This is a genomic window from Lysinibacillus sp. NPDC093210, from assembly GCF_044753985.1.
Lineage (GTDB): Bacteria > Bacillota > Bacilli > Bacillales_A > Planococcaceae > Lysinibacillus.
On sequence record NZ_JBIVOE010000003.1, the window covers coordinates 164,357 to 182,604 of the forward strand.

17 protein-coding genes and 2 riboswitches are annotated in these 18,248 nt (G+C 37.7%); of the genes, 7 read left to right on the plus strand and 10 right to left on the minus strand.

Features of this window, described 5'->3' with window-relative positions:
* Nucleotides 1–9 precede the first annotated feature (9 nt).
* From cobK to ACIP9C_RS10035, 4 genes are read right to left on the minus strand one after another with little or no spacing between them, the layout of a single operon-like run.
* Nucleotides 10–771, minus strand: coding sequence for a precorrin-6A reductase (cobK, locus tag ACIP9C_RS10020; protein WP_401010174.1), 762 nt, complete (start codon nt 769–771; stop codon nt 10–12).
* Nucleotides 768–1,709 carry a sirohydrochlorin chelatase gene (locus ACIP9C_RS10025; RefSeq protein ID WP_401010176.1) on the minus strand — a complete coding sequence of 314 codons (942 nt, stop codon included), beginning with the start codon at nt 1,707–1,709 and terminating at the stop codon, nt 768–770. The genes cobK and ACIP9C_RS10025 overlap by 4 nt, the downstream gene beginning before the upstream one ends.
* A gap of 14 nt (nt 1,710–1,723) precedes the next feature.
* Nucleotides 1,724–3,400 carry a precorrin-3B C(17)-methyltransferase gene (gene cobJ, locus ACIP9C_RS10030; RefSeq protein WP_401010178.1) on the minus strand — a complete coding sequence of 559 codons (1,677 nt, stop codon included), beginning with the start codon at nt 3,398–3,400 and terminating at the stop codon, nt 1,724–1,726.
* A gap of 3 nt (nt 3,401–3,403) precedes the next feature.
* The gene (locus ACIP9C_RS10035; protein ID WP_401010180.1) at nt 3,404–3,775 is read right to left on the minus strand and encodes a (2Fe-2S) ferredoxin domain-containing protein; all 372 of its coding nucleotides are present in this window, start codon (nt 3,773–3,775) and stop codon (nt 3,404–3,406) included.
* A 139-nt stretch (nt 3,776–3,914) separates the two neighbouring features.
* Nucleotides 3,915–4,094, minus strand: a riboswitch (cobalamin riboswitch).
* 257 nt (nt 4,095–4,351) lie between these two features.
* Nucleotides 4,352–4,535: riboswitch (cobalamin riboswitch) on the plus strand.
* Nucleotides 4,536–4,675: 140 nt separating this feature from the next.
* On the opposite strand from ACIP9C_RS10035, the gene ACIP9C_RS10040 reads away from it, so the two are divergent.
* The 5 genes from ACIP9C_RS10040 (at nt 4,676) to ACIP9C_RS10060 (ending at nt 10,972) form a co-directional block, all read left to right on the plus strand.
* Nucleotides 4,676–5,422 (plus strand): energy-coupling factor ABC transporter permease, encoded by a 747-nt coding sequence (locus ACIP9C_RS10040; RefSeq protein WP_401010182.1) that lies wholly within the window; start codon nt 4,676–4,678, stop codon nt 5,420–5,422.
* A 1-nt stretch (nt 5,423) separates the two neighbouring features.
* On the plus strand, nt 5,424–5,696 hold the full coding sequence (locus ACIP9C_RS10045) for an energy-coupling factor ABC transporter substrate-binding protein (protein ID WP_173478982.1): 273 nt from the start codon (nt 5,424–5,426) through the stop codon (nt 5,694–5,696).
* A gap of 3 nt (nt 5,697–5,699) precedes the next feature.
* A complete protein-coding gene (gene cbiQ, locus ACIP9C_RS10050; RefSeq protein ID WP_401010184.1) occupies nt 5,700–6,473 on the plus strand; it encodes a cobalt ECF transporter T component CbiQ in 774 nt (257 codons plus the stop codon).
* The gene (locus tag ACIP9C_RS10055) at nt 6,470–7,306 is read left to right on the plus strand and encodes an energy-coupling factor ABC transporter ATP-binding protein (RefSeq protein ID WP_401010186.1); all 837 of its coding nucleotides are present in this window, start codon (nt 6,470–6,472) and stop codon (nt 7,304–7,306) included. Before cbiQ ends, ACIP9C_RS10055 begins: the two co-directional genes overlap by 4 nt.
* A 144-nt stretch (nt 7,307–7,450) precedes the next feature.
* Entirely contained in the window at nt 7,451–10,972 is a 3,522-nt protein-coding gene (locus ACIP9C_RS10060) for a S8 family peptidase (RefSeq protein ID WP_401010188.1), read from the plus strand.
* A 91-nt stretch (nt 10,973–11,063) separates the two neighbouring features.
* On the opposite strand, the gene ACIP9C_RS10065 is transcribed toward ACIP9C_RS10060, so the two are convergent.
* The 4 genes from ACIP9C_RS10065 to ACIP9C_RS10080 all read right to left on the minus strand — a co-directional run bounded on the left by ACIP9C_RS10065 (nt 11,064) and on the right by ACIP9C_RS10080 (nt 13,433).
* Nucleotides 11,064–11,681: an NUDIX hydrolase gene (locus ACIP9C_RS10065; RefSeq protein WP_401010190.1), complete on the minus strand. Its 618-nt coding sequence runs from the start codon at nt 11,679–11,681 to the stop codon at nt 11,064–11,066.
* The gene (locus ACIP9C_RS10070; protein ID WP_401010192.1) at nt 11,678–12,322 is read right to left on the minus strand and encodes an HAD family hydrolase; all 645 of its coding nucleotides are present in this window, start codon (nt 12,320–12,322) and stop codon (nt 11,678–11,680) included. The genes ACIP9C_RS10065 and ACIP9C_RS10070 overlap by 4 nt, the downstream gene beginning before the upstream one ends.
* Nucleotides 12,323–12,566: 244 nt before the next feature.
* Complete coding sequence (locus tag ACIP9C_RS10075; RefSeq protein WP_401010194.1) at nt 12,567–13,007, minus strand: GNAT family N-acetyltransferase; 441 nt, start codon at nt 13,005–13,007, stop codon at nt 12,567–12,569.
* Between the two features lie 180 nt (nt 13,008–13,187).
* The gene (locus ACIP9C_RS10080; RefSeq protein WP_401010196.1) at nt 13,188–13,433 is read right to left on the minus strand and encodes a YkuS family protein; all 246 of its coding nucleotides are present in this window, start codon (nt 13,431–13,433) and stop codon (nt 13,188–13,190) included.
* Nucleotides 13,434–13,664: 231 nt separating this feature from the next.
* Here ACIP9C_RS10080 and ACIP9C_RS10085 point away from each other — a divergent pair, with 231 nt between their 5' ends.
* Entirely contained in the window at nt 13,665–14,213 is a 549-nt protein-coding gene (locus ACIP9C_RS10085; RefSeq protein ID WP_401010198.1) for a GNAT family N-acetyltransferase, read from the plus strand.
* 59 nt (nt 14,214–14,272) lie between these two features.
* On the opposite strand, the gene ACIP9C_RS10090 is transcribed toward ACIP9C_RS10085, so the two are convergent.
* Complete coding sequence (locus tag ACIP9C_RS10090) at nt 14,273–15,511, minus strand: DNA polymerase IV (RefSeq protein WP_401010670.1); 1,239 nt, start codon at nt 15,509–15,511, stop codon at nt 14,273–14,275.
* A 38-nt stretch (nt 15,512–15,549) separates the two neighbouring features.
* Nucleotides 15,550–16,953, minus strand: coding sequence for an aminotransferase-like domain-containing protein (locus tag ACIP9C_RS10095; protein WP_401010200.1), 1,404 nt, complete (start codon nt 16,951–16,953; stop codon nt 15,550–15,552).
* Nucleotides 16,954–17,083: 130 nt separating this feature from the next.
* Here ACIP9C_RS10095 and ACIP9C_RS10100 point away from each other — a divergent pair, with 130 nt between their 5' ends.
* Nucleotides 17,084–18,247, plus strand: a complete 1,164-nt coding sequence (locus tag ACIP9C_RS10100) for an aminotransferase-like domain-containing protein (RefSeq protein WP_401010202.1) — start codon at nt 17,084–17,086, stop codon at nt 18,245–18,247.
* The last annotated feature ends 1 nt before the right edge of the window (nt 18,248 follow it).

The window sequence follows — 18,248 nt, forward strand, 5'->3', positions numbered from 1 at the left end:
GATTGCCTCCTAAAGTATGTGTTGTACAGCTTGTAGTACTTCCTCAAAAGAGGAGTATTGTTGGCCATATTGAATATTTGGTCGTGCAATTAAAATCGTTTCAATGCCACAAGCAAGTGCTGCGTCTAGTTTTTCATCGACTGAGCCGACCTTGCCACTTTCTTTTGTGATCATCAATGTAACATCGTATTGACGAAATAGTGCTTCGTTTAATTCTTTTGAAAAGGGACCTTGAATCGCAACAATATCTCGTTGCGCCACACCAAGTGCTTCACATTTTTCCATATTATCAAGGCGAGGAAGCATACGTGCAATAACACGTGTATTTTCTAAGCCTTGTAACACCTTTGTAAACGTTGCAAGTGTTTTACTGCCAGTTGTCAGCATAATCACGCCTCGTTTTTCAGCTGCTAACTGTGCTGCTTCCTCATAATCTTTAACAACTGTAATAAGAGGGTGTTCATAATGCTCATTTGCGCGTTCATAACGAATGTATGGAACACCTGCACTCTTTGCTGCTGCCATCGCATTTTTAGAAGCTTCCTCTGCAAATGGATGTGAGGCATCGACAACTAAGCGATACCCTTGTTCTGTAAGTATTGTTGCCATTTCTTGAGCAGTAAGTCTACCAACTAGATGTGGTAGACCTACCTCTGTAAGGCTTGTAGCGGCTGAATCTGTAACAACTGTAGCCGTAATAGCATAGCCCACTGACTGCAATTCAAGTGCTAGATTCCTTGCATCGCTCGTACCTGCTAACATGAAAATCATTTTACTAGCTCCTCGTCATGGTGATGATCATGATGGTGATCATGGTCATGGTCGTGGTCATGGTCATGGTCGTGGTCATGGTCATGGTCGTGGTCATGGTCATGGTCATGGTGGTGATGATGATGCGCATGTCCATGTACCGCCGCATAAGCACGATAATTTTCTAAATCCTGCATACCCGTTGATGTACCATTAACAGCTTGTTCAATACGGTTTAACAACACATTTTGTAAACGATCATGGTAGCCAAAATAGTTAGCGATTTGGATATCACAGTCAGGATACTGCTCATTAAATTGCTTGCACATGCCATTCATACGTTCCATTAAAATACCTGTGAATAAAAAGTACGGTAGCATAATAATTTTTTTAGCACCGAGCTTGACACAGCGGTCAATGCCTTCTTCAACACGCGGATCTGTCACACCCATAAATGCGCTTTCCACATACTGAACGTTTAGTTTTTCCCATAACAAACGTGTAATTTTATAAAAATCGCCATTAGCTGCTGGGTCACTGCCACCTCGTGCAATTAATAAAATAGCAGTATCCTTACGCTCTTCCTCAGCATTGAAGCCGATTTCTGCTAAGCGGTCTTCTAAAATAGCAAAAATTTCATCATGAATACCGATTGTTTGCCCATACGTGAATGTAATATTAGGATAATGCTCACGTGCATGTTCGATTTCTGCTGGAATGTGCAGTTTTGAATGTCCAGCATGAAGTAAAATAATTGGGATTACATGGACCTCAGTAGCACCCTTCTTCACACAGTTCGTTATACCATCTTCAATGTTTGGAGAGGCAAATTCTAAAAAACATGTTTCTACTAAAAAGCTTTCATCGATACGTGGTGTCATTTGCTCTATAAACGTTCGTACCTCGTCATTTCCTGCTGCTAAACGGCTACCATGGCCGACAAATAAAATTGCTTTCATCTTTTCTCTCCTCACTAGTCGCCGCACGGAGCTGGCTCTACTTTTATTTTTGACGACATATCTTGATACGTAAAATGCAATATTTTTTTCACCCGTTTGAAGTACTTAAATAAGCGTTCATTTGGATGTGCATTTGCCTTATATTCCTCAATAATGTCTGTAATAAGCGGAATAAGCTGTTCTGGCTCTAGTCCCTCTACGACCGGCTGTGCCGCATGTGCTGTACGACCTACTGGTTTCGCACCGATAAAAACATCAAATTTACTTTTCCGGTAGACAATACCTATATCGTCAAACACTGCACGATAACACGCCATGCCACAGCCATTAAAGCCGATATTTAACGTTTTTGGCAACGACAACCCACCAAGTTTTTCTTGAATTTCCTCTGCATATGGGATTGAATCAGCCTTCTCCCCATAACAGAAATCACAAGCCTTTAATGACAGTACATCGCCAATCGGTGCAAGTAAAAAGCCTACTTCTCTTAACTTTTCAGTAATAATTTCTGGGTCTGTCGTTGGGATTTTCAAATGAATTTGATGGTCAGGTGTATATTCCATCGTGCCTTCATCTCCCACAACTTCAGCTAACGTCATCATTTGCTGTGGAGTGAAAAATTTATTTGCTACCCCAGGACTAACAGCTAGTTCAAAAATCGACTCCATTTTTTGCTGAACTATCTTTGTTGTTGCCTTTGTGACAGTTGTTCCTTTAACCATGGCTAGTGCAGTTGCTGCCATTTCCAAAGATGATTTTTCTGGTACCGATACAGGCGCAGGTGCTATCGCTATACTACTTTTCAGACGTCCTGCATTTGGATCTGCAGCAAAGTCATGGCGTGCAGTACCGGTTTCTTGGTTCATTGCCCACGGTTCATTTTCTTCTCTTAAACGCTGATGTGGTCGTAAAGGCTGTTTTTCTTCTCCAAGTGTATATTTGCGCTGATAGCCACGCGGTGTAATCATTTTATTGTCATAGAAAAATGTCGATGAATTTCCAATTATAACTGTAGTTAACATGCCGATATCATGCTCGAGCATCTCTGCTAAAGTTGTCATCGTTATTTCCTGACGATCTCTGTAGGCACTTTTCACAAGTCCTACAGGTGTATCCGGTGATCGATATTCTAGTAAAATCCGTTGTGCTTCTACAATTTGACGTGTACGGCGACCACTTTTTGGATTATATAAAGCAATTACAAAATCAGCCATCGCCGCAGCTTCAACACGCTTTGCTATTAAATTCCAAGGTGTTAAATGATCACTTAAACTAATCGTGCAAGAATCATGCATAATCGGTGCGCCTAGCAAACTTGCACACGAATTAATAGCAGAGATCCCTGGTACTATTTCGACTTCAACCCCAGTCGCTTCCGTCCAACCAAGCTCAATTAGTACTTCATATACAAGTCCAGCCATCCCGTATACGCCTGAGTCACCACTCGAAATAACAGAAACGATATTTCCGGCCTCCGCTTGACGTACCGCTTCTTGTGCTCGTGACACTTCTTCAGTCATACCAGTACTAACAATCGACTTTGCACTTACTAAATCTTGAATGAGCTCCACATACGTTTTATACCCGATAATAAATTCACTTTGTTGCAATGCCTCTACAGCACGCGTCGTAATATGTTTGAAATCCCCAGGTCCAAAGCCTACAACAAAAATCTTTCCTTTTTGCGCCATTTTTTACCCCTCTTTCACCTTGTCGATGCCTTTAATGGCTGTTGTTTGCGGGGTACGTTGCAACGTACCTTCTGTCAGTGTAAAAACATGCTCACTATGTAAAGAATCATGGTTTAAATCTTGTACAAGTGTTCTACCATGCTCAACTGTTGGTACACGATACCAATTTCCCTGTGGATACGCGATCACAACACAAGCATCTTTACATCTGCCATTACAACGCGTTCTTGTCGTATGTATTTCCTTATCGAGTGCTAATTTCTCTATTTCGTCTCGAATTGCGAGCGTAATTTCCTCAGCCTCTTTTTTCATGCAACTACTGCCATTACAAATAAAAAGATGGGTTTTCATGCCCTCTAAATTCCAAGTTGTCATTGCTTTTCTCCCCTCATTCTTCTTTTAGGAAAAAGAAAAAAACCTTTACTCGATATCGAAGAGTAAAGGTTTTATAGAAGCCAAAATAAAAACGAATATATACGTATCCGCTCTCGCTTCACTTCTCCCTCCGAAAAGTTTGCATGTCATCAATTAAGCAGGTTTCCTGACTTAAGCTTCCTCTTACTTTCGCGCCTTCCCAAGTCTTCAGTGGCATTGCGATTTCATCAGCTATTACAGTAGCGGGGGCTGTACCGGGTTTACACCGATTTCCCTATTATCTCGAAGTATTTCGAGCACTTAATGATGGATTTATATTTAAATTTTGAAATGAAATGTTAATAAAACGAATATAAAACTGTTTCTATCATAGCCTATTATTTTTATACTTTTCAACATTTCTTTTTTATTTATTAGATTTTTAATAAAATTTCAACAAATATTTCATTGAAATTGATCGATTTTTTCTTACATTTATCTGAATTTTCTAGATTGTTATTCTTTTTACAAAAACTTTTTACAAAAAAAGGATAGCTTCTGATTGGAAAAACATGTTACACTTCTTCGTGAAAACTCACAACTTCATCTTTTTTCGGTGCGAAGTGTATTCATTTCGCTTAAAAGGGAAGCCGGTTCAAGTCCGGCGCGGTCCCGCCACTGTACTAGGGAATTTTATAGAAAATGTCACTGTCCATAGGACGGGAAGGCCTATAAAATGTTGAACTAAAGCCAGGAGACCTGCCGAGAAAATCGTGATCGTTTCAACCTACGAGGATAGGTGTGCGGCTTGGCAAATGACAATTCGATTTGCTTTTTCAGCTATGCACTTTTTCCGAAACGGAGAAGTGCTTTTTTATTGCGCACGCTACATTCGAAATTTACTGTTGAGGAGGAAAGGTTTTGAAATTTTCTTTTTGGAAACTTAGTTATTTCTTAGTGGCTTTTTTACTAGTACCAAAACGAGCGTTTGCTATGCATATCATGGAAGGATTTTTGCCGATTGAATGGGCGATTTTTTGGTGGGTCATTTCAATTCCATTTATTATTTTAGGATTACGTTCTATTCGTAAAACAATTGACGAAAATCCTGAAACGAAAATGATATTAGGCTTATCAGGTGCATTTGCATTTGTCTTATCGGCACTGAAAATTCCATCAGTAACAGGAAGTTGCTCACATCCTACTGGTGTTGGTCTTGGTACAGTTCTTTTCGGACCATTAGCCATGAGTGTGATTGGAACAATCGTTTTATTATTCCAATCATTACTTTTAGCGCATGGTGGTATTACCACTTTAGGTGCGAATGCTTTCTCAATGGCGATTGTAGGACCAATTATTGCATATTATGTCTTTAAAGGTTCTCAAAAAATCGGCCTATCATTCTCTATTGCTGTCTTTTTTGCAGCGATGCTTGGGGACTTAGGTACATATGTTGTCACTTCAGTTCAATTAGCACTGGCTTTCCCTTCTGAAGTAGGAGGCTTTATGGCTTCATTCACAAAATTTGCAGGTATTTTTGCTTTAACGCAAATCCCTCTAGCAATTAGTGAAGGGATTTTAACAGTTATCGTTATGAATTTCTTAAAAAAATACAATGTGAGCGAATTAAAGGCACTACGTGTTTTCTCTGCAAAGGAGGCACATTAGGATGAAAAAGAATTTACTGCTACTAGCTGTCGTTGTACTTCTAGCAATCATCCCTCTTTTTGTACAAAAAGGTGCAGAATTCGGTGGTGCAGACGGAGAAGCTGAAGCTGCAATCGGTGAAATTAATGCAGAATATGAACCATGGTTTGAAAGCTTATGGGAGCCACCAAGTGGTGAAATCGAAAGCTTATTATTCGTATTACAAGCCGCGATTGGTGCTGGCTTTATTGGCTATTTCGTAGGCTATATGCGAGGCAAGCATAAGGAAGGTTAAGCGATGTTACTCATTGATAAGTATGCTTATATGAATAAACTAGCGTCCGTTCATCCGTTAGAAAAAATGACGTTTTCCTTGGGGTTACTGCTATTGTCGCTTATCGTGAGAGATGAACTTATTTCACTCATTACATTTATTGTAATGAGTGCTTTTATCATTTTAGGCGCAAAAATCCCTTTCCAATATTATGCGAAATTACTGCTGTTACCAGGATTTTTTCTGCTATCCAGTTTACTATCTATTTTGATTTCAATTGCGCCAAATTCTAGTAACCTTCCAGCACATTTCTGGGCATTTTCTCTTAGTAATTGGACTTTTTTCATCGGAAATGAAAGCTTGATCACAGCACAGCAGCTTTTTTTCTCTGTATTAGGCAGTATTAGCTGTTTATACTTTTTAATTTTAACGACTTCGGTCCAATCTATTTGTCACGTCTTACGTCAATGGCATCTGCCTGCTTTATTTGTAGAATTAGTAGAGTTAACGTATCGATTTATTTTCATCTTTTTAAATAGCATGCAAAAAATTCATCTTGCTCAACAATCACGCCTTGGCTATCAATCGCCTATACAATGGCTACGGTCGATTTCCATGCTTATTGCAGCATTGTTTGCAGAAATGTTTCAACGTAGTCGTGAACTAAATAATGCGATGCAGGCACGTGGTGGCGAATCTGTTTATTGGCAAGACAGTGTATGTTATAGCAAGAAAAACTGGTTTGGAATTGTTCTTATTTTTTTATTCCTCGTATTATATGGAGGTTATTTCTCATGACAGAGCTTTATTTTGATCTTAAACATTTATCATATGCCTATGCAGACGGAACCGAGGCCCTTACAGATATTTCATTGCAAATTCCCAAAGGGAAAAAAATCGCCCTACTAGGTCATAATGGTGCTGGGAAATCAACACTATTTCAGCATCTAAATGGAATTTTAAAACCGACCGATGGCAGCATTACGTTTTGCAACGAAGCGCTTAGCTATTCTAGAAAAGCATTATCAGCATTACGTCAACAAGTCGGCATCGTATTTCAAGATGCTGACAATCAACTTTTTTCAGGCACAGTAAAGCAAGATATCGCTTTCGGGCCATTAAATCTTGGGTGGTCTCCAGAAAAAATCGAGGAAAAAATCGCCTGGGCTGTAGCACAAACAGAGGTTGAGTCATTACTTGATAAACCCATACATTTTTTAAGTGTCGGACAGAAAAAACGTGTTGCCATGGCAGGTGTGCTGGCCATGGAACCTTCTGTATTACTATTAGATGAACCGACTGCTGGACTAGACAATTATTATGCTGCACAACTTTTACATTACTTAGCTAAATTAGAAAATGGGCACCGAACTTTTTTATTGGCGACCCATGATATCGCTTTGGCTTATGAATGGGCGGATCAAATAATTGTTATGGAGGCTGGGAAAGTCATTTACGATGGGAATCCTGTCGAATTGTTCTATCAAGAAAAGTTACTGGAACAAGCCCATCTTGAACGTCCTTGGGTTTTTGAAATAACACTCGCCTTACAAAACAAAAAGCTATTTGACGTTGGCATGCCGATGCCTCGTTCGAAGGAAGACTTACAAAGACTTATCGAAAAGCTCTAAATTGTTTCGGTGCCTGTTCGGGTGCCAGGCACTCAAACAATTCTCAAACAATTTCTAAAAAATTTTATTGTAGTATGAAACCTTTCTATTCTCCATCCGTTATAAATAGTGAAATACCATTATTTACTCAAGGAGGAAAAACAATTGAAAAACTGGGTGATGAAATCAATCGCTGTCGTAGCATGTTCTGCACTAATGGTTCCTGCTGCTTCTGCCTTTGCTGAAGCACCACAGAACCCAGAATTGGTGACAAGTATGCTCGCTAGCAACAAAAAGCAAGCGTTAAAGCAGTTCAACTATCAAACAGGAGGAAACGAATGGATTAGTGCCGATACTATTATCGTCAAACATTCGAGTCTTGCTAAGACCGTACATAGTAAAATTGGTTCAAAAGTAATTCGATCGATTCCTTCATTAGGTTACGAAGTAATCCAACTAAAAAAAGGCGTAACATTAACAGAGGCTGTTTCTTATTATGCCAAGCAAGATGGAGTCAAAAGTGTATCTCCAAGCTACAAGTACCAATCCTTTAGTAATGTAGTTGATCCAAAGAAGAAGGATATGTATCATTTAAACCTACTGCAAATTGATAGGGCTTTATCATTAGCAGGAAATCATGAGGTCAAAGTAGCAGTTATCGATTCTGGTGTTGATTATAAACATCCAGAATTGAAGTCTCAAGTGCTTCCACCATATAATGCAGCTACACCTGCCAATACGTCCTTTTCTGATCCACATGGGACGCATGTAGCAGGCATTATTGCAGCTACTAAAGATAATGGGCTTGGCGGACATGGTATTTTTCCAACAGCTAAGATTCTTCCAATAGATGTCTTTAACGGCAAACAAACTGCAAATGATTTCGTTATTGCGCAAGGTATACTTTATGCTATTGAACAAAACGCTGACGTTATTAATATGAGTCTCGGTGGCTACGGAGAATCTCCACTAATACAGGAAGCCGTTAAAAAAGCAATCGATAAAGGCATTACGATTGTAGCTGCCGCAGGCAATGATTCAACAGATCAATACTCCTTCCCCGCTTCTTTCGAAGGTGTCATTAGCGTTGGTTCTACAAATGAACGTAATAAGCTATCAAGCTATTCCAACTATGGACCATCAGTGGACTTAGTTGCGCCAGGAGAAGATATTTATAGTACCGTTTATGATCAAAAAAAGGGATCCTCCTTCACAGCTTTTAGTGGGACTTCAATGGCATCTCCTGTAGTTGCGGGTGTAGCAGCCCTACTAAAATCAAAATATCCCACTTTAAAGCCTCATGAAATAGAGGCAATACTCGAAATGACCGCAAAGGATTTAGGTGAAAGAGGCTACGATCTAACCTATGGCCATGGCCTCGTCGACCCATTAAAAGCAATGCACTTCGATTTAAACAACCTACCAAAGCGCTATTCTGAAACAAAAGAAGAGCGCCTAAATAATGCCACAGTGCTTAATAAAAATAGTATGAATACCGAAAAAGGTGAATTCAAGCTACCAGATGAAAAGAAATGGTATAAAATTGAATTGGACGCAGGTGAATATGCTCAACTGTCATTAAAAGGAGCTAGCAACTATGACTATGCATTTGACTTATACTTCTACCCTACAGGTCAAAAAGATGAGTCTGAAATGATAAATGTCAATGATGTCCGCGCAGGAAAACATGAAGGATACCTTTATAAAGCAGAGCAAGCAGGAACGCTTCTTATTGGCGTCAAAGATCATAATGGTAGCTATAGCTTAAAAGGTGCTTCAAACTATATTTTCACAGCGCAAACGACAAATGAAATACCAATCGATTCATTAGCAATGGATAGCGCACATAAAATTCAACAGTTCCCTTTTAGTACAGTAGGGGAAAATTATACGTTACTGTCAGATGATCAACAAAGTGATCAAGATTACTTTATCTTTTCAGTAACGCAACCATCTACATTGAAATTTGATTTATCTGGTATACCAGGTGTGACAGCATCAATGGAAATCCATTTAAAAAGCGATTTGGATAACATCTCAACAGAACAAGTAGATGAAGAAGAATGGAATGAAAATGCACCCTACCCAATACAAGCATCTTCCAGCTCAGCAAAAGGTGAAAGTGTAAGTATCGTTTTCGATGCAATCCCTGATGAAGAGTATGTACTAAGTGTATCCAATGACAACAGTGGCGCATTGACGTTCGATATGCTCTTTAATGGCGGTATTGATAATGAGGAAAAGGCGAACATAAATGAATCGATTATTCCTTACACGTTAAAAGGAGAAGTTGTTCATCTTCCTGAAGATGAAGACGGACTTCCTTTGAATGAGCCAATGCTTGAAAACGATGTACAAAATAGCAATGACGCACCAGCTCAAAATAAAGCAAAAAAAGGTGAACGAGTAAATAATATTTTAAATCTTCTTTCCGGTTCCGATTTTGAGGAAAACGATTTAGATGCGGATCTCATTATGCCGAATGCGATTCCTTTTGATATCGGTGAAGATCAAAAAGCATACTTCCAAACTGAATATGATGAAGATTATTTCGTATTTGCCGTTCCGGAAGATGCGATTTATGGTTTTCATATTAAAAAAGGATATAATCAAGGACCAACTGGCACTATATTTGAATATGATGAGGAAACGAATGAATTGCTACCACTTTCTTCATTAACGAATGATTCGGGGCTTATTGGTCTACTTTACGGAGTAACAATTGATGAAAACGCCCCTAAAACAATTGCTCTGAAAAAAGATAAAGCTTATGTTATGAAAATTGTCAATGTTGGTGGACGTTCCATCGAACCATATACACTTACATCAAGGAAAATGGCAGCTGTACCCAAAGACAAAAACAATGAAATTAATACAGACATCAATGCTCAGAGAATTGAACCAGGTATCGATTATCAAAATCATCTCATCTATAATGATGATAAAGATTATTACTACTATAAACATCGAGGCGAGGATACAGTCTTGAGTCTTCTGTTATCCTCCGTACCCTATACAAATGTACAACTCAATCAAATACCAAAGGAACTACAATTTGACTTGAAATTTTCTGGTTCAATTATTGAGGATACAAACGGCAATATGCAAATCGATGACGATGAACTAGCGACAGAAATACCGTTTGGACAAGGTGAAAACCTATTTGAAATACTTCTTGGTCTCTCAGGTACTTCAGAGGTCAACACATCTTTCCTAGCGAAGAGAAATCACGGTTATTTTATTACTCTTACAGGCTCGGACATTGGGCTCGTATCGCTTCAACCATACACTTTATCTTTATTTAATCATAAAAATGTGGATGAAGATGCAGATTCCACTTTAGTGCATGGTTTGCCAACAAAACCAACTAAGCTAACGAAAAACGGCGATAAATATGTGGCTAATCAATATTTAAATGCTAGTGTGCCATTTGGCGATAAAGACTATTTCGAATTCTACAATGACCGCAAACGTGATGTGTTCTTCTCCTTACAAACTGAAAAAGGTTTAGATGGTGTAATTCGTATTATTGATGCAAATGGAAAAACGGTTGAAACATTAGATCTATACGGAGACAAAGATACTGAAGTAGGTTCTGTTGAACTAGATAAAGGAACGTATTATATAGAAGTTAGTGAAATAAACGGCAAAGCTAGTACACAACCATATACGCTTGAAATACAGTAACTAGCGACTGCTAAAATAAAAAAATGACAAAAGGCATCGAGTTGAACTCTCGATGCCTTTTATCAACTACGTTCGAAAAATTGCATTCATCTCAATCAAATAAAGTTTCCTTTTCTGGAGTCCGCAAAAATTCAAAGAGAAGATCAATTTGTGACGTAGTATTTCTATTAGTAGAAAGTGGAGGTAAATGATGTTGCGAAAAAAATTGAACATTATTCGTCTCAATACCTATAGTAGCTTCCCCTCCAATAATCTCACACAAAATAAATATCTTATAGTAATGATATGGTTCAGGAGGGTGCGGGTGTTTATTTTTGTCCAATAACGCAAGTAACCTGACTGGCATTACTTTATAACCAGACTCCTCTTTAATTTCCTTTACTACATTCTCTGAAGGAGATAATCCAATATCACAAAATCCTCCGGGTAATGCCCATTTATTATCAATATTCTCTTTTACCATTAATATTTGACTATTTTTAAAAACAACACCACGAACATCCACTTTTGGCGTTTGATAACCTGTTTCATTCGTAAATAAATCTTTAATTTTGGTCATTTCAAGTTCAGTGTGTTGTGACATAATCTCTGCACTAATGTTACGCAATTCCTCATAACGCTCGATATCATAGATATCCTTAGAAAAAGCTAAGCCTGCCTGAGATAAGGCTTGTATTTTTTTTGCCCATTCCAGCCATTGGTAACTCATAAAATCCCAACTTTTAAGAAACGCTTAAATTCTGTGATACTTTTTATGATTGAATTTGGTTGTGCGTTAAATTCCTCGGTTTGGTATTCATTTAACCATTGTACGCCAATCGTATAGACATTTGCCTGCAAACCTGCAACGATATCCGCATCACTATCTCCAATATAAACTGCCTCACATTTTTCTATGCCTAAAATAGATAATGCTTTTAATAACCCCTCTGGATCTGGTTTAGGTTTTAATACATCATCACCAGTTATGATGACATCAAATAAATCTTCCATATCTAATGCTTTTAGAGAGATATCCAAGCTTCTTTTTGCCTTTCCCGTAAAAATTCCTATTTTTATATTTGCCTCTTTCAAAGTGTTCAATAGTCCTCGAATTTCAGGATTAGCTTCTACCAAACTTCTATGTAATTCGGAATATTGAGCATAGTAATATTCGATAGCTTCTTCCTTATTAGGATTTGAGAGATTATTTCTAATAATACCTGTTTCAGAAGGACCAAACATTTCCTTAATCTCATTTGCCGTAAGATCCTTATTATCATACTCTTTAAATACTTTTTGAAAAGCATAGTAACAAATTGGTAAAGTATTCGCCAATGTTCCATCAAAATCAAATACAATCGCTTTCATTTTTTGCTCCTTTAGTTTTATATAAGTTAGTAACTACCACGCACATTGTATAAATTGTTTGATTCCTCTAGTTCTTATTATGATTGTCTGTCCTCCTTTAAGGTATTAATATATATATTTTACAAATGTTTCTAAAATCCTTTTAATTATTAGTGACTTACTTCTTTTATATTGCAAACTACCACGCTATCGTAAATAAAACACAAAAAAGCATCTTCATCCAAAATGGACGAGATGCTTATTCTTAATTAAAATACTTAACATAATTACAATATTGATCTTGTTTCATATTAAGATTTTCATATAACTTTCGTGCATGCACATTATCTGTAGCCGTTTGAAGCGTAACATACCGTGCATATTGTTGCTCACAATATTGAAACACCTTCTCCATCAATGCTTTGCCCACCCCTTGGCCTCTAGCATCGTCCGTTACATATATATCGTTTAATATATATGCACGCTGTAAAGCGATAGATGAAAAAGTTGGATATAATTGTGCGAAGCCAATTGTTTTCCCATTTACTACAGCAATAAAAATAATGGATTCTTTTAAAGCCATTCGTAATTGGATAAATGCTTTAGCACTACTTCTATCTGATTCAAGTCCATAAAACTGGCGATATTCATCAAATAGCACTGTTACTTCTTCTAATTCATCCAAAGTCGCGTGAAGTATTTCCATTTCATTCTCTCCCCTTATGTCTACCCATGATTGTTAAAAATATGTAGCTAGTGTTAATTATAAAGGAAATGCTGTTATAAAGATATTACTTCAGAAATGAACTTCGCAGCTTCGTATGGAAATTAAAAGGCGCCGCTCTGAAGTCCCTTCAGACTTCAAAAACAGCACCCTTGGCCATATTTAGTGGAAATAATGATCTACACGCTGTATTACTTCATCAGCAGAAAGCCCAGCCGCATCGATAACAGGTCCTGCCATTATAGGGTCGCTAATTCCCATAACATCTCTGTCTTGGCCTGTAATTATACAAGCATCGCATTTTTTTGCATCCTCTTCATTACGAAGCTGTATCACTTCATAACCTTTTGCTTTTAAAGCATCTTCAACATTTGATAATGATTGTTCGACACCGATAATTTTAGACATTTTTCTTCCACCTCCTATATGTTAATGTGCCATATAGGTTTGCTAATTATTCACTTATTTTATTTTTTGTTAGGAACAAAACGTCATTGTTAGAACAAAGACGTGAATTGTTCTAACATTCATTTTCAAGTGAAACACAAATTTAATTACCTAAAATATACAAAATAACCATTATACGTGTTACACTACTTTTTCATAGCATTAAATAATTGGAAGAATAGGAGGAATAACATGATTTATAGTAAAACCGAAAAAACACTAGAAACAGATCGTCTACTGCTACGTCTTTTTAAAGAAACAGATGCTCCAGAAGTGAGTATATATTGTAACAATTACAATATATACAAAAGCACGTTGAATTTACCTTATCCATACTCATTAGATTGCGCTCTTACATGGATTGCAAATCATGAAATGCACTATGACTTAGATAAAATGTATGAATTTGCGATTACAGACAAACAAAGTGGTCAGTTATATGGGGCTATCGGTATTTCAAATCATCAACAATATAAAAATGGCGAAATCGCTTATTGGATTGGTGAAGCGCATTGGGGCAAAGGTTATGCAACGGAAGCAGCCAAGGCACTAATCGACTTTGTGTTTTCAGAGAAAAACTATCATCGTGTTTACGCTCGCTATTTTAAATCAAATCCCGCTTCTGGTAAGATTATGGAAAAGTGCGGTATGCAATATGAAGGTACTTTAAAAGACCACGTTTATAAAAACGACTCATTTGAAGATATTGTTTTTTATGGAATTATTAATCCGATGAAATAAAAGGCATAGGTGGGGCTTACGTTGAACGTAATGCCCCTTTTGGTCTTAGGCTGGCTCTTCTATTCGTGATCGTCTAAAAAATCTTTGCTAAAGCTTGTTTGTGATTGATAAGATGATCGTTTACCTATATCAACACCTCGTTTAATGATGCCTTTCCCAAAACGCCCTTCAATCTCATCCACTACCTTTAAAATAGGCTCGTCTTTTACATGCTCTTCAAAATTAAAAATAGACAGCTGTTGGCTATAATCTTTTCGATCAACTACATTCGAAACAGTTACACCGAGCAACCGAACAGGCGACTCATCCCAATGTTTATCAAAGAGCGCACAAGCAATTTCAAAAATATCTTCAAAGCGATAAATTACATTAGTCATCGACTTTGAGCGAGTATGATTGTGCCAATCAGCATCACGAATTTGTATACTGACTGTGGAACCTGCGAGACGTTTCGCATCGAGTCGTTCAGCTACTTTTTTGCACAGCCCATCAATTGTTTTATGAAGGAGCCGAATATCTGTTACATCTTGCGGTAATGTCGTCGAATTGCCGACACTTTTTGTATCATAAATGGCATTTGGGTCTACTTCTCTTATATCGATTCCATTTGCTCTGGCACGAAGTCTAACCCCATTCTTTCCTAAAATATGCTTGATTTTATGTTCCTCAACCATAGCCAAATTTCCGATTGTAAAAATACCCTGGTCATTTAACTTTTTGGCAGTACTTTCACCAATACCATGCATTTTGACTACTTCAAGTGGCCAAAGCACTTGTTCAATATCTCTTAGTCTTAGCACTGTGATACCCATCGGTTTTTTCATATCTGATGCTGTTTTGGCTAAAAACTTGTTAGGGGCAACACCAATCGAGCATGGTAAATCCAACTCTGTTAATAATCGTGTTTGTATTTCCTGGGCAATTTGAAGTGCATGGCGCTCCTTACTTAACAGCGTAACATCCATATAGCCTTCATCAATTGATACTGGCTCCACTAGTTCCGTATAGCTTCGTAAGATAGCAAACATTGCTTTGGAAGCCTCACGATATTTTTGAAAATCTGGTGGTAGCAACAACAGATCCGGACATTTTCGTTTAGCTTCATGTACCGTCATTGTCGTATAAACGCCAAGCGCCCTTGCCTCATATGAACATGTCACTAATATTCCCCGACGCTCCTTTGGGTTTCCTGCAATTGCAATCGGTTTCCCTTTTAAACTTGGGTCATGCGCCTGTTCAACAGATGCATAAAAACTATTCATATCAACATGAAAAATAATCCGTCCTTTATGTTCCATCATTTCACCACACATACCATTATTATGTACTTTCTATTTTAATCTATAAAAGTATAGTCACCATCACTTTCGAGCAATTCCTTTAACACCGTTAAGGCTTGCTCTAGCTGCATGCTATTTTCAGGTGCAGTAATCGCCAATCGTACTGCATTTACAGGTTTTGCATTGCCCACTGCAAAACGCTCTGCAGCATACACTTGTACGCCCGCTTTCGATGCAAGTAATTCAAACTGCACACCGGTAAATTTTTCAGGCAATATAAGCCATCTAAAAATGCATTCATCATTGCCTAAAATGTTGTATTCACCTAAATATTGATTAACTAGGGCATTTTGCTGTTTAGCATATAATCGCTGTTTCTCTAAAATCGTTTGTGCAACACCATCTTGAATCAATCTTGCAGTAAGCTCCACCATGACTGGTGATACAGATATATTAATATTATATAATGTTTCAATAATTTTCTTTCTTAAAGCACTAGGCGTCACAACAAAAGATAGCCTTAACCCAGGTGAGATTGTTTTGGACACGCTTGCAATATAAACTACCTTTTCGGGTGCATAAAATGCAATGGGCTTAAGTGGCTGTTCTTGTAAAAAACTATAAATCGCATCCTCAATAACGATTAAATCTTTTTGTCTCGCCACTTCTGCAATCATTTTCCTAGTCTCAATTGACATTGTATGGGTAGTTGGATTATGAAAATCAGGAATAACATAAAGTCCTTTGATATGTTCATTTTTGCAAGCATATAAGAGCCCTTCTTTTGTCATCTCTCCATCTTTTTGCTGAATTGCCACTAGCTGTATACCAAGCATATTAGCCGCCGTTTTTATCCCAGCATAAGTAATCGGGTCTGTTCCGATACGATCTCCTGCATGAAATAATGCTGCTAGTGTACCGACAATTGCATTTTGCCCCCCTGCCCCTAGCAATATAGGCTGATCTGTTTGAAAGCCGACTTTTTCCAAAAGCTTTGTTGCAGCTTCTGTTTGCCAGGCATTCGCCTCGGGTCGCCCATATTGAAATAACTTACTAAAATTAGAATCATTCAGCATTTTTTTTATATAGCGCGTTATTTCCTCATTGGCATAGGTAGCAGGCAATACTGAGCCCAACTCAATCATATGAGCAGAATGACTGGTAGGTAATAAAATTTTATTCGTGGCGGCATCAGAAGAAACAAATGTACCGCTCCCTATTGAAGCATAAATTAGACCTTGCTGTCCGCAAAGCTTAAACGCACGAGTAATGGTGCTTAAATTCACATCTAAAAAATCAGCAAGCTCTCGTTGTGGTGGCAACTTTGTACCTGGCAATAAAATGCCTTCTTTAATATCCTGTTCAAGCTGCTCAGCAATTGCAATATATATTGGCCATGAAATATTGCGGATATTTGGCTTCCAGCTCATTGGGTATTCCTCAAATGAATTGAATGGCATTTTTCAAGCCCTCTTTCCTTCGCATTTGCATACAATATTTTAATTGTCTTGCATACAATCATAATATTGTATGCAAATGATTACAATGATATAATTTTTAAAAAATCAGAAAAAAGGGACCGATAACATTATGCAATATTCTGAAAGAATCTTAAACACACCATCTTCATTCATCCGTAATATTTTGAAAGTAACGGATGCCGAGGATGTCATTTCCTTTGCAGGCGGGCTTCCAAACCCAATCTCTTTCCCAATCGATGCATTAAAAGCATCTGTAGATCATGCCATTAACGAAAATGGTAGTCGATTATTCCAATATTCATCTACACAAGGATATGCGCCTCTACGTGAATACATTGCTGCAAAATACCGCCGTGTTCATGGGCTAGATATCCATGCGGATGATATATTGATAACAACTGGATCACAGCAAGCACTTGAACTGATTGGGAAAGTACTTATTAATAAAGGTGATGGCATTGTGATTGAGGAGCCAGGCTATTTAGGTGCTATTCAAGCATTCACATTAAGTGAACCTACTTTTTATGGTGTAACACTTGAAAACGATGGTCTTAATTTAGAAGAGTTAGAGAAAGCTTTACAGCAACCTAACGTTAAATTCATCTATACTGTTCCTAACTTCCAAAATCCAACGGGACTAACGTATTCAAAGGAAAAACGTCAACAAATTTATGACATCATTTCTAAATATGACGTAGCACTAATTGAAGATGATCCGTACGGAGAATTACGCTTCCAAGGTGAGCCATTACCTTATATCGGTGCCGGAAAACTCGAAAATAGTATTTTACTAGGTTCTTTCTCTAAAACAGTTACACCAGGTATGCGCCTTGGCTTTGTCATTACAAAAAACAAAGCGCTAATGAAACATATTGAAACAGCAAAGCAAGCGACTGATTTACACACAAATATTTTCTCTCAATATGTCATTTATGATTATTTAGCGAATAATGACTATACAGAGCACGTGAAAAAAATTGTTTCATTATATAAAAATCAATCGGATGCAATGCTAGACGCAATGCAAGAATTCTTCCCTGCACATGTTGAATACACAAGACCAGATGGTGGGATGTTCATCTGGGCTACGATGAATAACGGAGCTTCCGCATTAGACATTTTCAATAAAGCAATGGAACAAAAAGTCGCTTTCGTTCCTGGTGACCCATTCTATACATCAAAAACAGGCGTAAACACAATGCGTCTAAACTATACAAATGCAACACCTGAAATTATCCGTGAAGGGATTAAACGTTTAGGCAGCATTTTATAAA

Bases quoted from the DNA above. Each gene is read 5' to 3' on its own strand.
- ACIP9C_RS10025 (WP_401010176.1), bottom strand. From the start codon at position 1,709: ATGAAAGCAATTTTATTTGTCGGCCATGGTAGCCGTTTAGCAGCAGGA.
- ACIP9C_RS10080 (WP_401010196.1), bottom strand. From the start codon at position 13,433: ATGTCTAAAATTATCGGTGTCGAACAATCATTATCAAATGTTGAAGAT.
- ACIP9C_RS10090 (WP_401010670.1), bottom strand. From the start codon at position 15,511: ATGGAACATAAAGGACGGATTATTTTTCATGTTGATATGAATAGTTTT.
- cobJ (WP_401010178.1), bottom strand. From the start codon at position 3,400: ATGGCGCAAAAAGGAAAGATTTTTGTTGTAGGCTTTGGACCTGGGGAT.
- ACIP9C_RS10070 (WP_401010192.1), bottom strand. From the start codon at position 12,322: ATGAAAGCGATTGTATTTGATTTTGATGGAACATTGGCGAATACTTTA.
- ACIP9C_RS10045 (WP_173478982.1), top strand. From the start codon at position 5,424: ATGAAAAAGAATTTACTGCTACTAGCTGTCGTTGTACTTCTAGCAATC.
- ACIP9C_RS10085 (WP_401010198.1), top strand. From the start codon at position 13,665: ATGATTTATAGTAAAACCGAAAAAACACTAGAAACAGATCGTCTACTG.
- ACIP9C_RS10100 (WP_401010202.1), top strand. From the start codon at position 17,084: ATGCAATATTCTGAAAGAATCTTAAACACACCATCTTCATTCATCCGT.
- cbiQ (WP_401010184.1), top strand. From the start codon at position 5,700: ATGTTACTCATTGATAAGTATGCTTATATGAATAAACTAGCGTCCGTT.
- ACIP9C_RS10075 (WP_401010194.1), bottom strand. From the start codon at position 13,007: ATGGAAATACTTCACGCGACTTTGGATGAATTAGAAGAAGTAACAGTG.
- ACIP9C_RS10095 (WP_401010200.1), bottom strand. From the start codon at position 16,953: ATGCCATTCAATTCATTTGAGGAATACCCAATGAGCTGGAAGCCAAAT.
- ACIP9C_RS10055 (WP_401010186.1), top strand. From the start codon at position 6,470: ATGACAGAGCTTTATTTTGATCTTAAACATTTATCATATGCCTATGCA.
- ACIP9C_RS10035 (WP_401010180.1), bottom strand. From the start codon at position 3,775: ATGACAACTTGGAATTTAGAGGGCATGAAAACCCATCTTTTTATTTGT.
- ACIP9C_RS10065 (WP_401010190.1), bottom strand. From the start codon at position 11,681: ATGAGTTACCAATGGCTGGAATGGGCAAAAAAAATACAAGCCTTATCT.
- cobK (WP_401010174.1), bottom strand. From the start codon at position 771: ATGATTTTCATGTTAGCAGGTACGAGCGATGCAAGGAATCTAGCACTT.